The sequence below is a fragment of the Actinomyces lilanjuaniae genome (assembly GCF_003606385.1).
GTDB lineage: Bacteria > Actinomycetota > Actinomycetes > Actinomycetales > Actinomycetaceae > Actinomyces > Actinomyces lilanjuaniae.
Genome location: NZ_CP032514.1, coordinates 3,010,271 through 3,024,912, shown reverse-complemented (window position 1 = coordinate 3,024,912; position 14,642 = coordinate 3,010,271). Strand labels below are relative to the sequence as shown.

At 51.5% G+C, this 14,642-nt stretch carries 12 protein-coding genes; 8 read left to right on the top strand and 4 right to left on the bottom strand.

Going from position 1 to position 14,642, the window contains the following annotated elements; translation table 11 throughout:
* Positions 1–699 precede the first annotated feature (699 nt).
* The 8 genes from rpmH to D5R93_RS12925 all read left to right on the top strand — a co-directional run bounded on the left by rpmH (position 700) and on the right by D5R93_RS12925 (position 6,935).
* Positions 700–837 carry a 50S ribosomal protein L34 gene (rpmH, locus tag D5R93_RS12960; protein WP_119835366.1) on the top strand — a complete coding sequence of 46 codons (138 nt, stop codon included), beginning with the start codon at positions 700–702 and terminating at the stop codon, positions 835–837.
* Complete coding sequence (gene rnpA / locus D5R93_RS12955) at positions 785–1,207, top strand: ribonuclease P protein component (RefSeq protein WP_341466831.1); 423 nt, start codon at positions 785–787, stop codon at positions 1,205–1,207. Before rpmH ends, rnpA begins: the two co-directional genes overlap by 53 nt.
* A gap of 29 nt (positions 1,208–1,236) precedes the next feature.
* Positions 1,237–1,527, top strand: a complete 291-nt coding sequence (gene yidD / locus D5R93_RS12950) for a membrane protein insertion efficiency factor YidD (protein WP_120205644.1) — start codon at positions 1,237–1,239, stop codon at positions 1,525–1,527.
* 139 nt (positions 1,528–1,666) lie between these two features.
* Positions 1,667–2,869, top strand: coding sequence for a membrane protein insertase YidC (gene yidC, locus D5R93_RS12945; protein WP_120205641.1), 1,203 nt, complete (start codon positions 1,667–1,669; stop codon positions 2,867–2,869).
* Between the two features lie 92 nt (positions 2,870–2,961).
* Entirely contained in the window at positions 2,962–3,501 is a 540-nt protein-coding gene (locus tag D5R93_RS12940; RefSeq protein WP_119835370.1) for a Jag family protein, read from the top strand.
* Positions 3,502–3,824: 323 nt separating this feature from the next.
* Positions 3,825–4,484 carry a 16S rRNA (guanine(527)-N(7))-methyltransferase RsmG gene (gene rsmG, locus D5R93_RS12935; RefSeq protein WP_120205639.1) on the top strand — a complete coding sequence of 220 codons (660 nt, stop codon included), beginning with the start codon at positions 3,825–3,827 and terminating at the stop codon, positions 4,482–4,484.
* A gap of 100 nt (positions 4,485–4,584) precedes the next feature.
* The gene (locus tag D5R93_RS12930; RefSeq protein WP_120205637.1) at positions 4,585–5,487 is read left to right on the top strand and encodes a ParA family protein; all 903 of its coding nucleotides are present in this window, start codon (positions 4,585–4,587) and stop codon (positions 5,485–5,487) included.
* Positions 5,487–6,935 (top strand): ParB/RepB/Spo0J family partition protein, encoded by a 1,449-nt coding sequence (locus D5R93_RS12925; RefSeq protein WP_120206109.1) that lies wholly within the window; start codon positions 5,487–5,489, stop codon positions 6,933–6,935. Before D5R93_RS12930 ends, D5R93_RS12925 begins: the two co-directional genes overlap by 1 nt.
* A 3,113-nt stretch (positions 6,936–10,048) precedes the next feature.
* On the opposite strand, the gene D5R93_RS12920 is transcribed toward D5R93_RS12925, so the two are convergent.
* From D5R93_RS12920 to trxA, 4 genes are all read right to left on the bottom strand, one after another.
* Positions 10,049–11,008 carry a D-alanine--D-alanine ligase family protein gene (locus tag D5R93_RS12920; protein WP_119835373.1) on the bottom strand — a complete coding sequence of 320 codons (960 nt, stop codon included), beginning with the start codon at positions 11,006–11,008 and terminating at the stop codon, positions 10,049–10,051.
* Positions 11,009–11,016: 8 nt separating this feature from the next.
* Positions 11,017–12,315, bottom strand: coding sequence for an aminotransferase-like domain-containing protein (locus D5R93_RS12915; RefSeq protein ID WP_205570145.1), 1,299 nt, complete (start codon positions 12,313–12,315; stop codon positions 11,017–11,019).
* A gap of 298 nt (positions 12,316–12,613) precedes the next feature.
* On the bottom strand, positions 12,614–14,059 hold the full coding sequence (gene thrC, locus D5R93_RS12910) for a threonine synthase (protein ID WP_119835375.1): 1,446 nt from the start codon (positions 14,057–14,059) through the stop codon (positions 12,614–12,616).
* A gap of 190 nt (positions 14,060–14,249) precedes the next feature.
* Entirely contained in the window at positions 14,250–14,576 is a 327-nt protein-coding gene (trxA, locus tag D5R93_RS12905; RefSeq protein WP_119835376.1) for a thioredoxin, read from the bottom strand.
* Between the last annotated feature and the right edge of the window lie 66 nt (positions 14,577–14,642).

Below are 14,642 nucleotides of genomic sequence, written 5' to 3'. Positions count from 1 at the left end.
GATAGACTCCTGACAGGCATGACTTCATGGTGTACCAGCCATACTGGCTGACGGAGGACATGATGCATGTTTATCCACAGACTTGTCCACATCTGGGGAGACAGGCGAGTTCTCGATCACATTAAGGTGTGTGGGCAGTGCGTGCTCATGCCGACAAGGATCTCTCCGTGGCGACGCAGCCTGTGGTTCGGGAGTGATGGCGTCCGTCAAGCATGGTATCCACAGTTCACACAGGGACTAGACGAAGTAGTGTCCACAAAGCACCTTGGGACAGTTGCGGTGGGGGGTCGTGCTCTTGGTAACAGGGAAAAGTGATTAATTCTCGGAAACTTATCGGTGTCACCATTCAACTCGGAGCCAGGCGCATGATCTGGCTTCTGATGTCACACCACCCAAAGGGGCTAAGTGCCCCGGGTACCTGCGGGCTATGTGGGTGGCTCGCATGAGTGGATCCTCGGCCCTAGCAGGGAGTCACTGCGGTACCTAAAAATTGTGGCTAGAGAAACATATAAATACTGTCTGGGTGACAGATGTTCCCTCGTTGCCTTGACGGCACGCGTTTGACCTTGGTTCGTATGATCCGTACTGTAGTGTCGCTACATGTGCGGTCTCCCGTCCCAACCCATGGGCCAACCGCACGTCGCAGCGTCGTAGCACACCGCGATGCTGCGGGAACATACCTCAACCAGGAGTCTAGCCGTGACCAAGCGGACCTATCAGCCCAGCAACCGTAGGCGTTCTAGAGTGCACGGTTTCCGCAAGCGTATGCGGACCCGAGCAGGTCGTGCGGTTCTTGCATCTCGTCGCCGTAAGGGACGTGCACGTCTCACTGTCTGAGGTGCTTGACGCAAGGAATCGTCTGGTCCGGGGCGATGACTTCTCCTCTGTGATACGAGGTGGCGTGCGCAGCGGTAGCCGGAATATGGTGCTTTACTTATACTTGGCTTCCAGTGGGGAAGACTCACCTACGCGTATCGGCTTGACAGTGTCCAAAAAGCAGATTCCTCTGGCGACACATCGTAACCGTGTCAAGCGTCGGCTCCGCGGTCTTCTATCCAGTCGCGTCGAGTTGATGCAGCCCGGATCAAGATTGATTGTTCGTGTTCTATCTAGTGCGGACGGTATCCCAAGTGCTGACCTCGGTAAAGAATTTGATGCGCTTCTTCGGAAGTGTCATCACTTGTATGAAAAGAGGCCGCGACAATGACTAGCTCAGTTCTGGTCGCAGTAGTTGCAATGAGTTATCGGGTGCGTCAGGTCGCTCGTGTTGTGGTGCTGTCCCTTCTGGCCTTTTATCAGAGATATATCTCTCCTGCATTTCCGGCTAGATGCCGTTATTATCCAAGCTGTTCTTCATATGCATTTGGAGCTGTTGAGGCTCATGGTATAATTAAAGGACTGGTACTTACAGTATGGCGATTACTGCGCTGCAACCCAATGACATTGGGTGGTGTCGACCATGTTCCTGACAAGGGTCGATGGCGCTATACTCTCCCCCGCGATGTTCCACGTTTCCTTAAACAGTAACGCACATTAACTTATCCATCTGGCTCGGAGAAGTTGCTGTGTCCAAATTTTATGGGAATCGCACAATCGCTGACATGCGGGCGGAGACGCAGGTGATCTGCCTAATGGTTTGGTAGTTTCTTGACGGCTAGGAGCATATATGGACAGCATACTATGGCCCCTTAGTGTTGTAGTCGCGTGGGTCATGGTTCATATTCATGACCTTCTGGTCTTCCTAGGATTTCAGGACGGTCCAGGGATTGCTTGGGTCTTGTCGATCATCGGTCTTACCGTTGTCGTCCGCGTCCTAATTATGCCGTTAATGTTCAGGCAGATAAGATCGTCTCGTGGAATGCAGTTGATGCAACCCGAGATGCAAGCACTTCGGGAAAAATATAAGGGTAAGAAAGACCCTGTGTCGCAGCAGCGCCAGCAGGAGGAGATGATGGCGCTGTACCGTAAGCATGGTACTAACCCACTTTCTTCCTGTCTGCCGCTTCTCGTGCAGATGCCGGTATTTATAGCATTGTTTCGGGTGCTTGCTTCACTACAGCGTGTCGCAGAAGGCTCATATAATGGTCGAAGTTCCATAGGTCCGTTGACCGCCGATATTGCGTCAGACATTCAAGCCTCCAACGTGTTCGGCGCACATCTCTCAGCTTCTTTCGTAAACACACCGGATGTGCAGGTAAGAGTTGTTACCGTCATCATGATTATTATTATGTCGGTGACGCAGTGGTACACTATGGCGCAGTTGAGCATGAAGAACATGCCAGAGTCCGCCAAGAATTCGGACAACCCCATGATCCGGTCTCAGAGGATAATGATCATGGTGATGCCGCTCATCTTTGCGGTTAGCGGGGTTCAGTTCCAGATCGGCGTCTTAGTATACTGGGTGACATCCAATATCTGGACACTGGGACAACAATTTTTTACGATTCGTAATATGCCTGCTCCGGGGTCGGAGGCGGAAAAGAAGTATCGCGCGCGCGTCAATGCTAAACGGGCTCGTAAAGGGCTTCCTTCACTGGAAGAAGAGGAGCGTGCTGAGGCCGCTGCCAAAGCCGGGGCCAATGCTCATTCGGGTGGACAGCGTCGCCAGCCGGTGCGTAAGGACAGGAAAAGGAGACCTGGCCGGGCGGCTGCGCTAGCTCATGAGGCTCGTAGGGATGCTGTTCCAACGGGGGAGGAAGAGACTGACTCTTGGAGCCGGGATGACGACCATCGCGATAGCACAATCGCAACGACGTCATCCAGTTCTGGCGAACTAACTGATGAACAAATTGCTCGACGCCGCTATGAGAAACGTGCTCGTGCCCGTAGGCGGACAGCAGCGAAGCGCAAGAAGAGGCACCATCGATGAAAGTGATTTTGGCGTTGAGCCTGTACTTGACATGGTTTATGCTTCGAATTACTGTTTTAAAGTATCCACTACCTTAAAGAGAACGGATAGCAATGAGTGACAATGCGATGCCGATTGATATGGTATCCCATTTGGAGGAGGAAGGCGAGATAGGCGCGGACTATCTTGAAGAGTTTTTGGATATTGCTGATATTGGGGGTGATATTGACATTGATGTCGCTCACGGCCGGGCGTCGATTGCTGTTGTCGCCTCTGATGAAGGTGACGAGCGTGACTTGGCGGCTCTTGTGGGCGATAACGGCGAGATTCTGGAAGCGGTCCAAGATCTGACTCGTCTTGCCGTGCAGACACGTACTGGTAGTCGTTCGCGACTCATGCTTGATATCAATGAATATCGTGTCTCTCGTCGGCATGAGTTAGCCAAGGTTGCAGAAGAGGCTATTACAAAGGTTCTTCTCTCAGGCGAACCGGTTGCCTTGGCTCCAATGAATCCTTTTGAAAGGAAAATTTGTCATGACGTTGTAGCTTCCGCTGGATTAGTTTCGGGATCTGAAGGTGCTGAACCATATCGGCATGTTGTGGTTAGTCCTGCGAAAGATAATGCTGTGGATTATATTGCTAAGACAATATAGCGATCATAAGCAGGGAGGACGTGAGCAATTGACGGAGTGGCAATTTTTATGTGGACAGGTAAGACGGTAGAGGGATACTTGTAGCGAGGATGTTACATGACGGGGTATGACTCTCTGTCAATAAGAGATAGGTTTAGGTTTGGATTGTTGCCGAGTGGGCGGTAATGACTTCGTCCGTGGTTAGTAATGGTAACACGCATTGTGGATAGGGCAGTTTGTTGTTTTAAAATATATGTATTTTGGAGGGGTATTAAATAGTCTTATAGATGGCAGTACAGCAGTTACTTTAAATGGGACCGAATGGTTCAGGCAGCGGGTTTACGATGAATGCTGAAGTTGTTGATAATGAGATCGAATTTCCCCATGAAGAAGTGAGGGAATTTTTTGGCGATGCTTTTTCAGCGGCGGAGCATTTCGCTAATATGCTTAGTAGGCAAGGTCAGTTGAAAGGAATCATAGGACCTAATGAGCTTCCACGATTGTGGAGCCGACACCTTGTTAACTCCGCGGCGGTTGCACCTTTTCTTCCCAACAGCGGTCAGGTTGTCGATATTGGTTCAGGAGCAGGTTTCCCCGGCGTGGTGATTGCGTTACTTAGACCTGATCTCGACGTTGTCCTTGTTGATGCCATGGAACGTAGAGCACAGTGGCTTCGTGACGTGGTGGATGAACTGGGCTTGAGGCGAGTGACGGTGCGGCGTGAGCGTGCTGAACATATTCGTGAGCGGTACGATGTCGTTACTGCTCGGGCGGTTGCTAGTCTATCGAAATTGATTCAGTTGGCGGCTCCTCTTGTGCGGGACGATGGGTGTCTCATCGCTCTCAAAGGGGACAGGGTGGAGACAGAGATAAAAAAGGCAAGATCTGATATAGATAGGTTTAAGTTATCTATACCTGTCATTCATGAGGTGTCGCTGCCGGGTGATCGGTTTGCACGGGTTGTTGAACTTAGGCGTGTAGAGTATCCCATAAACACCCGTTGAAGTTCGGCGCGGTGGTCAGCTAGCTGCCGTACTCCTCGCGTAGACTGCCTAGTACCTGGTTAGCAGCAGCGACCGGGTTTGTCGTCCGAGGAGGACCAGGTTGTCGGGATCATCTATCTTCGATCAGCTCCAGGCAGATCGCGTCGCACTGGATGAGATGACCTTGGGGGGTTATCCTCGTCCTGAGAAGACGCGCATTGTGGCTGTCGCCAATCAGAAGGGTGGCGTGGGCAAAACCTCTACTGCAGTAAATCTAGCTGCAGCATTGGCGCAAGGCGGGCTGCATGTATTGCTCATTGATGCGGATTCACAGGGCAACGCTTCTACGGCTTTGGGGGTTGAACATGATGAGGATGTCCAGTCGATTTACGATATACTGGTTGACGGAGTCCCGATAAGGGATGTTGTCGCGACAACTAGATTCAGCGACACTTTATTGTGTGTGCCGGCAACAATAGATGTTGCTGCTGTTGAGATTGAGTTAATTGAGACCTCGGAGAGAGAGTCTCGGCTAAGGACGGCGTTGACTGACTACCTGGAGTTTCGTGAGCAGGAAGATCAGCAGCATCTAGACTATGTCATTGTGGACTGTCCACCTAGCCTCGGTATAATGACTATCAATGCGTTTGTTGCAGCTCATGAAGTTCTTATTCCTATGCAAGCAGAGTATTATGCATTGGAAGGTCTGGCTCTTCTTACCAGATCTATCGATAGGATTGCTCAGGTGCATAACCCGGGACTTGGAGTGTCGATGATTGTGCTGACTATGTTTGACGGACGTACCACATTGTCACGTGAAGTTGAGTCCGAGGTTCGCACTTACTTTCCGGATGCAACCCTAGAGACTAAAATACCGCGTTCCATCCGGGTTGCCGAAGCGCCCTCGTTTGGTGCTCCTGTGGTGTTCTGGGATCCTCGGTCGACTGGAGCAATTGCTTATATGAAGATGGCACGCGAGGTTGCTTTTAGAGGATCCTCCGACAAGGAAGGTGGCGATTCCTGATGGCTCAAAAGAGGAGAGGTCTTGGACGTGGGCTCCAGGCGCTTATTCCCGATGCTCAAAAAGAAACGGTTAGTTCTAGTCGCCCGTCCGACGTATTTTTCCCAGATAGCAGGGAAGATAGTTTTGATTTGGTGGAAGGTTCTGCTGCTGGGAACACCCATGCAATTACTACTGAGGCAGCGGACTCTGCTCGTAATGAATCTGCACAGTCCGAACGGGACGGTTCGATAGTATCGAAAGATGATACAGACGCAGGGCGGCCAGTGAAGCAGACTAAGCCATCTGGAAAAGAATCATCAGAGGAACGGCGGATTCCCCAATCGGATCGTGACATTCATGGAGGTTCAGGTGCTGATGTGCCTGAGAGTGGCGTGTCTGACGATTTTCCGTATGTTTCACGTGAAACGTCTTCAGTTAGCCGTCGCCATGATGTGGCGGCCCCGACTGGAGACCGCCGGGTGTCCGGGAAGCGTAGCAGCCGCAAGAGCGATCGCGAGGTGCCAAATGATACCTCCGCTCGCGATGGTCGAGGTCGTTCTGGCCGCCAGACAACTTTTGCCGGGAAAGCCCATCCTAGTCGGGCAGCTGCAGATGAGGGAGAGGAGCTTGTTCCAGTTCCTGGAGCGACGTTTGCTGAGATCCCAGTAGAACTTATTGATCCTAATCCACGGCAACCGCGTCAGGTCTTCGACGAAGAAGATATCTCCGAACTCGCTGCTTCTATTACAGAAGTGGGGCTATTGCAGCCTATTGTGGTGCGTCGCTCTGCCTCTCAGGGAGAACTGGAGGAGGAACGCTTTGAACTTATCTTAGGTGAACGTCGACTTCGCGCGGCAAAAGAAGCGTCACTGGATAACATTCCTGCGGTGGTCCGGGACACTGACGACGTTGATATGCTGCGCAACGCGTTGTTGGAAAATCTTCATCGCGTGCAGTTGAATCCCCTGGAAGAGGCTGCTGCTTACCAGCAGTTACTTGAGGACTTTGGTTGCACTCAGGCTGAACTGTCTGATAGGATATCGATATCGCGTTCACAGATTTCCAATACGCTGCGGCTTATGAAGCTTCCTCCACTGGTGCAGCGGAGGCTTGCCGCTGGCGTACTCTCGGCCGGACATGCTCGCGCTCTTCTGGGGCTTTCGCATGTTGATGCAATGGAGCGCATGGCGCAACGAGTTGTTGCAGAAGGCCTATCTGTTCGTGCCACTGAAGAGATGGTGGCTCTTCATGAAGAATCGGACTCTTCTCGACAGCAATCCAAGAGTCTCCGCACCCGTAGTACTCCTTTACCAGCACTGTCAACTCGCTTATCCGATGCATTTGATACTAGGGTTAAAGTGACGAAGGGCGCAAAAAAAGGCCGTATTACCATTGAGTTTGCTGGTGACGAAGACTTGGCCCGGATCGTGAGTGCATTGGCGCCGGGTACCTCACTTGACGAGGAGTAGTCGTTCGTCTCTGAGGCATGCGGGTATCGGCCTGTGCACATAGCTTCTCTATAGAGGTATCGTTGTGCGCTTCCGTAGATCTACTATATTGATGTGCTTCCTTTATTGGTTCGTTTTCGTGTATGTGCATGTGCTCCTTTGTGCGACTGTTTTACTGAGCGGCATATATTTATCATATTTTCTCTTGCCTTAATAGGTTATCGACGCTATGTGAGTAGTGTCTTGCAGTATTTTTTTGTCTGCATGACAAAGTTGTTCCACGAATACAGTATGTGCTGCTGTGGAGCGGTAGTGCGTGCTTGTGTCGATGAGACGGTGGACTCTATTGTCCTTGAAGTATTACTTGGGTTTGACTCTCGTATATTTTGTCGATTTTAGACGCGGCAACTTGTTGTCGATTGTTCATTAATGGATGTCTTGTTTGTATGTCGTTACTTATCGAGGCGATATAACTAGGCATGGACGCAAGGTGCCTTGCCTTTCAGAGGGTAGTATGAAGTGCGGTTCATGTCAAATGGCTTTCTATCGACCTATTCGCGCTTTTCAAGTTATTGTTCGGTTATGGTACTTCATGCTGCTCTGGCTGTTTTGACTTGCTATACTTAGTACTGTGTATCGGAAGTTGTGATTGCTAATAGTCGCTCTTGTTGCGTATGTAGGCTGCTTCGTTGTCGTTCGGACGGACGTGTAATGTATGCAAACTAGACTGTTGATTTTTCGATAGCTGGGATAAGTTTGTCTTGATATTGTTTCCCGTCGCTTGCTGCATGCGGTGCAGTAAACACATGCAGTTTTACATGTAACTGTTTCACGTGAAACATGGCGTGATGACTCAGTGTTGGGAACAAGTTGATCGCAGTATTAGTCTGCTGATACTTCGCATCAATGAAAATTGCGCATAGGTTTTGACAATGCAGACATATACACGGTGCCTGTACCAACTATAGTTGCTTGATATACATAGCAGTTTCTACATATAGGTGAGTGTGTTGTGTGTTAGATGCGTATAACTTTTTGATGGCATGTAATTCCATACTCGATATGTCGATCGCGAACTATTAACTCGTTGCCTAGCAACTGTCGCTGGCGAAAGCGTCCGCAGAGATGTACGTGAAACGTGATCGTTAGACAATAGACAGGCTCATTTGCCCCATTGGCGTACCGTGTTGTGAACTGATTCGCGATAATACCGAAGTGTTTTACATATTTCTGTACTTGGGATGTGCAGTAGGATCGTTAATTGCGTTTTTTCGATGAATAGTACTTTACAGTACGAAGATATACTCACGATACTTTAGTTATTCGAAAGTATTGTTTACACATTAATACTCAAAATGGTTATTAATTGCCTGATCATCACATTCTTCCTAGGTCGGATAGAGCCCGGGTGCAGACATGTGTCGATCTGTATAGACCTAACATTAACACTTCACGTGCAAGTGATTCGTCGCACCTACAGTATGGGAGCAGACGTCGGTGCATGAATCAGTCCCGTATACAAAGGTCCTAGCGTGGACACGGAAACATTCGCGCTGAGTATTCACGAGCAGGTGCTTCTGGTTGCAAGGAAGTGTTTCACGTGAAACATGCTTACTTATCGCATGTAGCATGTGAAAATCACGTCGACTCATTAGAGATTTCTGTTACAAACTGGTTCCGCTAGCATACATACCGTGTGTTGTACAGACGCAAATGGTTTGTAGCATTCATTATTACATGCACTGAGCCAAGGTAGTGTCTTGCGTGAATAAAATATAGTTCAAGGGCTGCGACAGCTTAGGTGACGCTTGAACTAGGTAGACTACAGTTATTATTAAACCCCATGGGTGAGCGTATTTGTGGATAGGCACTATGATCAGGCCGTGCTACAGGTGATTATTCGCTACTGTACAGATAGTTGTACACTGGCTCGAGGTTAAGGCTATGTCTTAGGAATGTATATACCAAATGAATCCCGGCACAGTCGCACACATATATATGCTCAACGGGTCATGGGGAGTATAACTAGAGTACGATAATAGTAGTAATGTTGGGTGCTAAGGCTGCTCAGTACCAGAGGTGTGTGTAGATCACTAACAACACATAAAGGTATTTGTAGTGACATCTGGTGGCCATTATAGGTTACTGTGTTGACGGTAATTAACCGAACTCCTCAGTTAACATAACCGACGAGATATAGAGTGGTGTGCAGAATATAGGCAATAGTCCAATACGCCGTATTTGCTGGTAGTTGCTGTGTGGACTATGGATACCAAGCCCCATACTGCATGGTACTTTAAAAGTCGAGTTATGAAATATCCTGCTACAGGATGATGGTGGCGCTAAGCGAAGACTCTCACCATATAGGAGCGGGTCGATGAAAGCTATATGCGCAGTAAATGACCCACGAGTGGACAATGTCTTTAACATGGCGTATGTGTGGTAAGACGGGGTGTCAATACCATTTTATGTACAAAATGATCTATATATAATATACGAATCACTTTTGTGGCCTAAAGGGTGGTGGGTTTGATCGTTATGTGCTGACACCTCAATGCAAAGGTCCACTGGGGGCAGAACGAATGGGTGGCGCAGTGAATGCGGACTCCGCTGCCGGAAGGCTACTTACAGGTAGTGCCAGCACAAACCGCTAATCCACTTCAATGAGTGAATAATGTTAATGCATTCTGCTGGTTATCATGCATGCGTGATTGCCTGTGGGAATCTACCTTCCACACATAGAATAGTTGAAGCTACCATATGTGAGTTATATAGCGACTTAGCGAGGTCTTGGTGTGCCTGCGCTAACTTCTCTGTCACCAAGTGTGTTGAAGTGTTGAAAGGTAATATTCGCCTAGTATTTGTTATGAATTTTAAACCAGGAAGTTGACATCCAGGCGAACTATACCGATGTTACTATCAATGCAGCAGGTACTGGAACAGAAACGGGCATCCGCTAGAAACGGATATTGCTGTTATTGACAACCGTGGATATACGCGTCTGCAGTAGCAGAGCCGCACGGAAGACTATCAGAAAGAACTCTCCTGAGACGTCAGAGCCTATTGCTGGCGCTGTATATAGACATGACTACCCTCGTCACCTGCGGCATAACTGGTAGAACGATAGTGAAGCATTAGGGCTGGACCAAAGGATTTCTCACCAAGGCATCATAGAGGTCCCCAAGTTCCTCATCTGCTTTGATGGCCATGGGTAGAAGTGAGTTTTCTGTCATTCCAGGGACTACATTGACGTCAATAAACCAGGGTGTGCCGTGGGCGTCGAGAATTAAGTCGGTCCGCGACAGATTACCAAGGCCTAGCGTGCGGTGAACCGCCAGAGCTGTCTCTTTGACCTTGTCTGCATCGTCACCGCTAAGTCTGGCTGGCACAAAGTATTCAGACCGACCAGGATTGTATCTCGCATCGAAGTCGTATTGACCTTGAGAAACTACTTCGACCGGGGGTAGTGCACGTGGTCCCGCTCCGGTATCGACAACAGACACCGCAATCTCTGTTCCTTCAACATACTTCTCAATAAGCGCACGGTCGTCATAGGAGAAGCAAGCAACCATTGCCGCCCGAAGTTCATCTGCGTTAAAGGCGACGGATACACCAAGACCTGAACCGCCTTGATTTGGCTTGACGACAAGTGGAAACCCTAGGTGCCCAGCAACAACACCGAGAACGTCTTGAGCGCCTAACTGGCTAAAGTATGCGCGTGGCAGCGTGAGGGAATCCGGGGTAAGTACGCCGCCGGTTCGTACGGTAGCCTTAGCAGTCGGCTTGAAGGACGAACGCTGGCACCCATCCGAATGTGTGCCAACATAAGGAAGCCCCAGTGCGATAAGAGTGTTCTGAAGTCCACCGTCCTCACCGTGGCTTCCATGAACTAAGGGCCATACTACATCAGGGCCGAAAGCGCGTAGAGAACTAATCATACGGGCGTCGACGTCGAGGACGAGCACGGAATGCCCATCCTGCTTGAGAACCTGGGCTACACGGTTGCCTGAGCGTAGCGAAATATCCCGTTCGTGACTGAGGCCTCCTGCGAGTATAGCGATACGTAGCGGTTCTGACTGAGGAGTCTTGGTCATGATTCTCCTTAAACCTGATCTGGGCCTGGGGCAGTTATACCTAGTGAGTCACGGTACGAAGTAGGGCCAAACAATCTGTAGTTCTCCAGATCGCGACTAATAACTTGGGACAGTCTCCGGACTCCCTCCCTAATATCAACCGGCTCTGGGTAGCAGAAGGAAAGCCGAAGGTGGTCTTGGCCGGCTTTTCCTCCTGCGTAGAAGGCTGTGCCAGAGACATAGGCAACGAGATTTGTCACTGCACGGGGAAGCATTTCTCTAGCGTCAATACCTTCAGGGAGTCCAACCCACACATAGAAGCCGCCGTCCGGGACGTTCCAGCGGCACACCGGTAAGTACTCCTCTAGGGCTCCCACCATGGTATCTCGCCGTTCCCTGTACATGGTACGGAACTCCCCGATCTGCTTCTTCCAATCGAACTGCTCCAGGTACATCGAGATAGAGTACTGGCCAACAGAGGACGGACAAAGAATAGCGGCCTCGGAAGCGAGCTTCATCTTTTCCTTTACCGCTGGAGGAGCGACAGCCCAGCCCACACGGTACCCAGGCGCAAAGATCTTCGAGAAGGACCCAAGATAGATTACGTCATCCGGGGCGAGCGTCTTGAGTGCTGTGTAAGTCTGACCTTCAAAGCCAAGCAGTCCGTAGGGGTTGTCTTCAACGATAAGAATATGGTGTCGACGGCATATATCAATGACAAGCGGGCGACGTTCTTCGCTGAGAGTGACGCCAGCAGGGTTATGAAAGTTGGGCAAACAGTAAAAAAATTTAATAGTTCGACCTTCTCGTTTGGTCCTGAGGATCGCCTCCTCCAAGGCTTCGGGGATGACGCCGTGGGCATCAATGGCCACATGCTGTACATCAGCCTGGTAGGTGGAGAAGATCGATAGAGAACCAACATATGTTGGCGCCTCGGCAAGGATTACGTCGCCCGGGTCAATAAACAGTTCGGTAACTATATCGACGGCTTGCTGCGAGCCCGTGGTGATGATGACGTCGTCGGCTCCTGCGTCGATACCCTCCAGAGCCATAACTTCGGTGACGTGCTCACGAAGCCGCGGCAACCCCTGCCCGTTTCCGTACTGCAGTGCCTTACCTCCGTCCTTGCGGATCATTTCGGCAGTTGCGTCGGCGATGCGGTCAAGAGGTAGATCTTTGAGATTGGGCATTCCGCCCGCTAACGAGACCACCTCAGGACGCGAGGCGACTGCAAACAGGGAACGTGTCTCAGACGCCCTCAGGCCGTGGGCACGTGTGGCATAGCTGTCTAGCCATGGGTCAAGTCGGTTTCCCTTGACCTGGCTCATCTCTTCCACGAGGAACTCCTTCCATGACGACCTCTGGTGCTACGGTCAGTGCCAAGTCTGACAAGGATAGATGGCAGGAAGGTTTCTTGACCAGACTCAGGTCACTCCGGCTAGTCGGCTGGCAGCCAACTGGTCACCGGCTGATCTGTGAAGAACGATCGTCGCAGCTGAGCTGTGGGGTTCGAGACCGCTCTCAGTTCGAGGCCATATGTTACCGCTCCAATTCTGCCAGATAAAAGTAGCCCTCGCCTCTCTACCCCAACACACTTGCAGAGCCAGGATCCTTCTACCAGAGTGGCTACTGGAAGGTCGATGAGTTGGCTGTGACCGCGTTCGTAGCGATAATGGTTCTCAGTTCTTGCTCGTCGGCGGTAATTGTTGTCTTTCGCTGAGGAAGCGCCAGGAGTTTGCTGACGGTATTTGGGATCGGTTGGGGGAACCCAAGGGCCTCCCCAACGGTGCCGAGAAACTTTTCCGGTCTTGCAGTCTCCAATACCAGTGTCGGGAAACTGGGCTCCATAAGGTTCAGGGCCGTGGTGATACCGTCGGCGGTATGCGGGTCGACGGTGACACCGTGGCTACTCATAAAGCGAATTGTCTCTAGGCGTTTGGCGTGGGAGGAGGACATGGCAATGAAACCGAACTCTTCGCGTATGCGCTCTACCTGGTCCGACAGATCCAGTGAGCCGCAGTCCTCCAGTTCCCTCCAGGCGCGCGAGAACCGCTCCGGTCCCAGAAGAGACCAAAGGAACCGCTCCAGGTTAGAAGCCTTGGAGATATCCATGGAAGGACTAGACGTGGCGAGGGTAGCCTCTGCGCTTCGCGGCGTGTAGATTCCAGTAGAAAAAAATTCTTCCAGAACGTTGTTCTCGTTGGTTGCCACGATGAGTCTACGGATCGGCAGTCCCATGCTGCGCACTATATGACCTGCATAGACGTTGCCGAAATTGCCCGAGGGAACACATACGTCGACCTGGAAGTCAGAACGTCGCCGCTCTTCCACCCGGTCTGTGACACGCAACCACGCCCACACGTAGTAGACCGCCTGGGCCACGATTCGTCCGATGTTGATGGAGTTGACGGCTCCCAGCGAGTAACGTTCCTTGAAGGCGATGTCGTTGCTGAGGGTCTTGACCAGGTCCTGGCAGTCGTCGAACACGCCCTCAACGGCGATGTTGTGAATATTTGGATCGTGCAGAGAGTACATCTGCGCCCGCTGGACGGGACTCATCCGGCCTGCCGGTGAAAGCATGAAGACGTTCACTGCGTCCTGCCCCCGGAAGGCGTGCTCAGCAGCCGATCCAGTGTCTCCGGATGTTGCTCCTAGAATATTGAGCACCTGTCCCTGCTTGTCCAGGACATAGGGCACCGCTTGGCCCAGGAACTGCATCGCCAGGTCCTTAAAGGCCATGGTGGGGCCCTCAGACAAGCCCACGAGGTGCAGCCCTGCAACAACTGCGCTGTGATCGCGCACCGGTACCACAGGTGCTGGGAACCGCTGCGGCCCGTAGGCGACGGCAGTCATAGTCTGAAGATCGGCCTCAGGGACGTCGGTGGCGAACAGACCGATCACCTTGGAAGCCAGGGCTGCGTAGTCCAGGCATCTCCATGCCTCAAGGCAGTCTGCGCTGAGTGATGGTAGTGCAAGGGGGACTACCAGTCCCCCGTCTGGCGCCAAGCCGGACAACAGGACCTCGGTAAAACGGGCTGGACGCATCCCGCCTCGGGTAGAGATATAGTGCATGTACTGTCTTCTATCATGCCCGGGTGGTTGTGATGACTGTCATTCTAGGGGACCATCGGTGGTTTTCGGTGTGTACGTGTCCGCGACTGGGCACGTGCCGTTGGGTCAGGAACAGGCAGTCACATGAGGCGCGGTGTGCCAACCCAGCACCGGCTGGGCTGGCACACCCCCTACTTCGGACTCCAGATCTTCAATCCAAGACCTTCTCCACCTCGGCCTTGAACGAGGCCTTGGGGCGTGAGCCGGCGAACTGATGGAATGTCTCACCGTCACGGACGACCGCAAAGGTCGGAATAGACCGTATCCCAAAGGACCGCGCGGTGGCTGGGCTGTCGTCGACGTTGATCTTGACGAACTTCACCCGCTCTCCCAGCTCGGTCGCTACTTCGTCGACAATCGGTGCCATCTGGCGGCAAGGGCCGCACCAGTCGGCCCAGAAGTCGATGACAACGGGCTTGTCAGAGCCGAGAACCTCCTCGTTAAAGGTGGCATCGGTGACGTCAAGAGCAGCAGACATGGTGTTCTCCTAGGATGAGTCGTAGCCTGGTACGTCGGTATCGCTAGTAGGGGTGGTGTGTCTTTC

Excerpts from the sequence above, each read along its gene's own strand:
- yidD (WP_120205644.1), top strand. The coding sequence starts at position 1,237 with ATGAGTTATCGGGTGCGTCAGGTCGCTCGTGTTGTGGTGCTGTCCCTT.
- yidC (WP_120205641.1), top strand. The coding sequence starts at position 1,667 with ATGGACAGCATACTATGGCCCCTTAGTGTTGTAGTCGCGTGGGTCATG.
- D5R93_RS12940 (WP_119835370.1), top strand. The coding sequence starts at position 2,962 with ATGAGTGACAATGCGATGCCGATTGATATGGTATCCCATTTGGAGGAG.
- rsmG (WP_120205639.1), top strand. The coding sequence starts at position 3,825 with ATGAATGCTGAAGTTGTTGATAATGAGATCGAATTTCCCCATGAAGAA.
- D5R93_RS12925 (WP_120206109.1), top strand. The coding sequence starts at position 5,487 with ATGGCTCAAAAGAGGAGAGGTCTTGGACGTGGGCTCCAGGCGCTTATT.
- D5R93_RS12920 (WP_119835373.1), bottom strand. The coding sequence starts at position 11,008 with ATGACCAAGACTCCTCAGTCAGAACCGCTACGTATCGCTATACTCGCA.
- D5R93_RS12915 (WP_205570145.1), bottom strand. The coding sequence starts at position 12,315 with ATGAGCCAGGTCAAGGGAAACCGACTTGACCCATGGCTAGACAGCTAT.
- thrC (WP_119835375.1), bottom strand. The coding sequence starts at position 14,059 with ATGCACTATATCTCTACCCGAGGCGGGATGCGTCCAGCCCGTTTTACC.
- trxA (WP_119835376.1), bottom strand. The coding sequence starts at position 14,576 with ATGTCTGCTGCTCTTGACGTCACCGATGCCACCTTTAACGAGGAGGTT.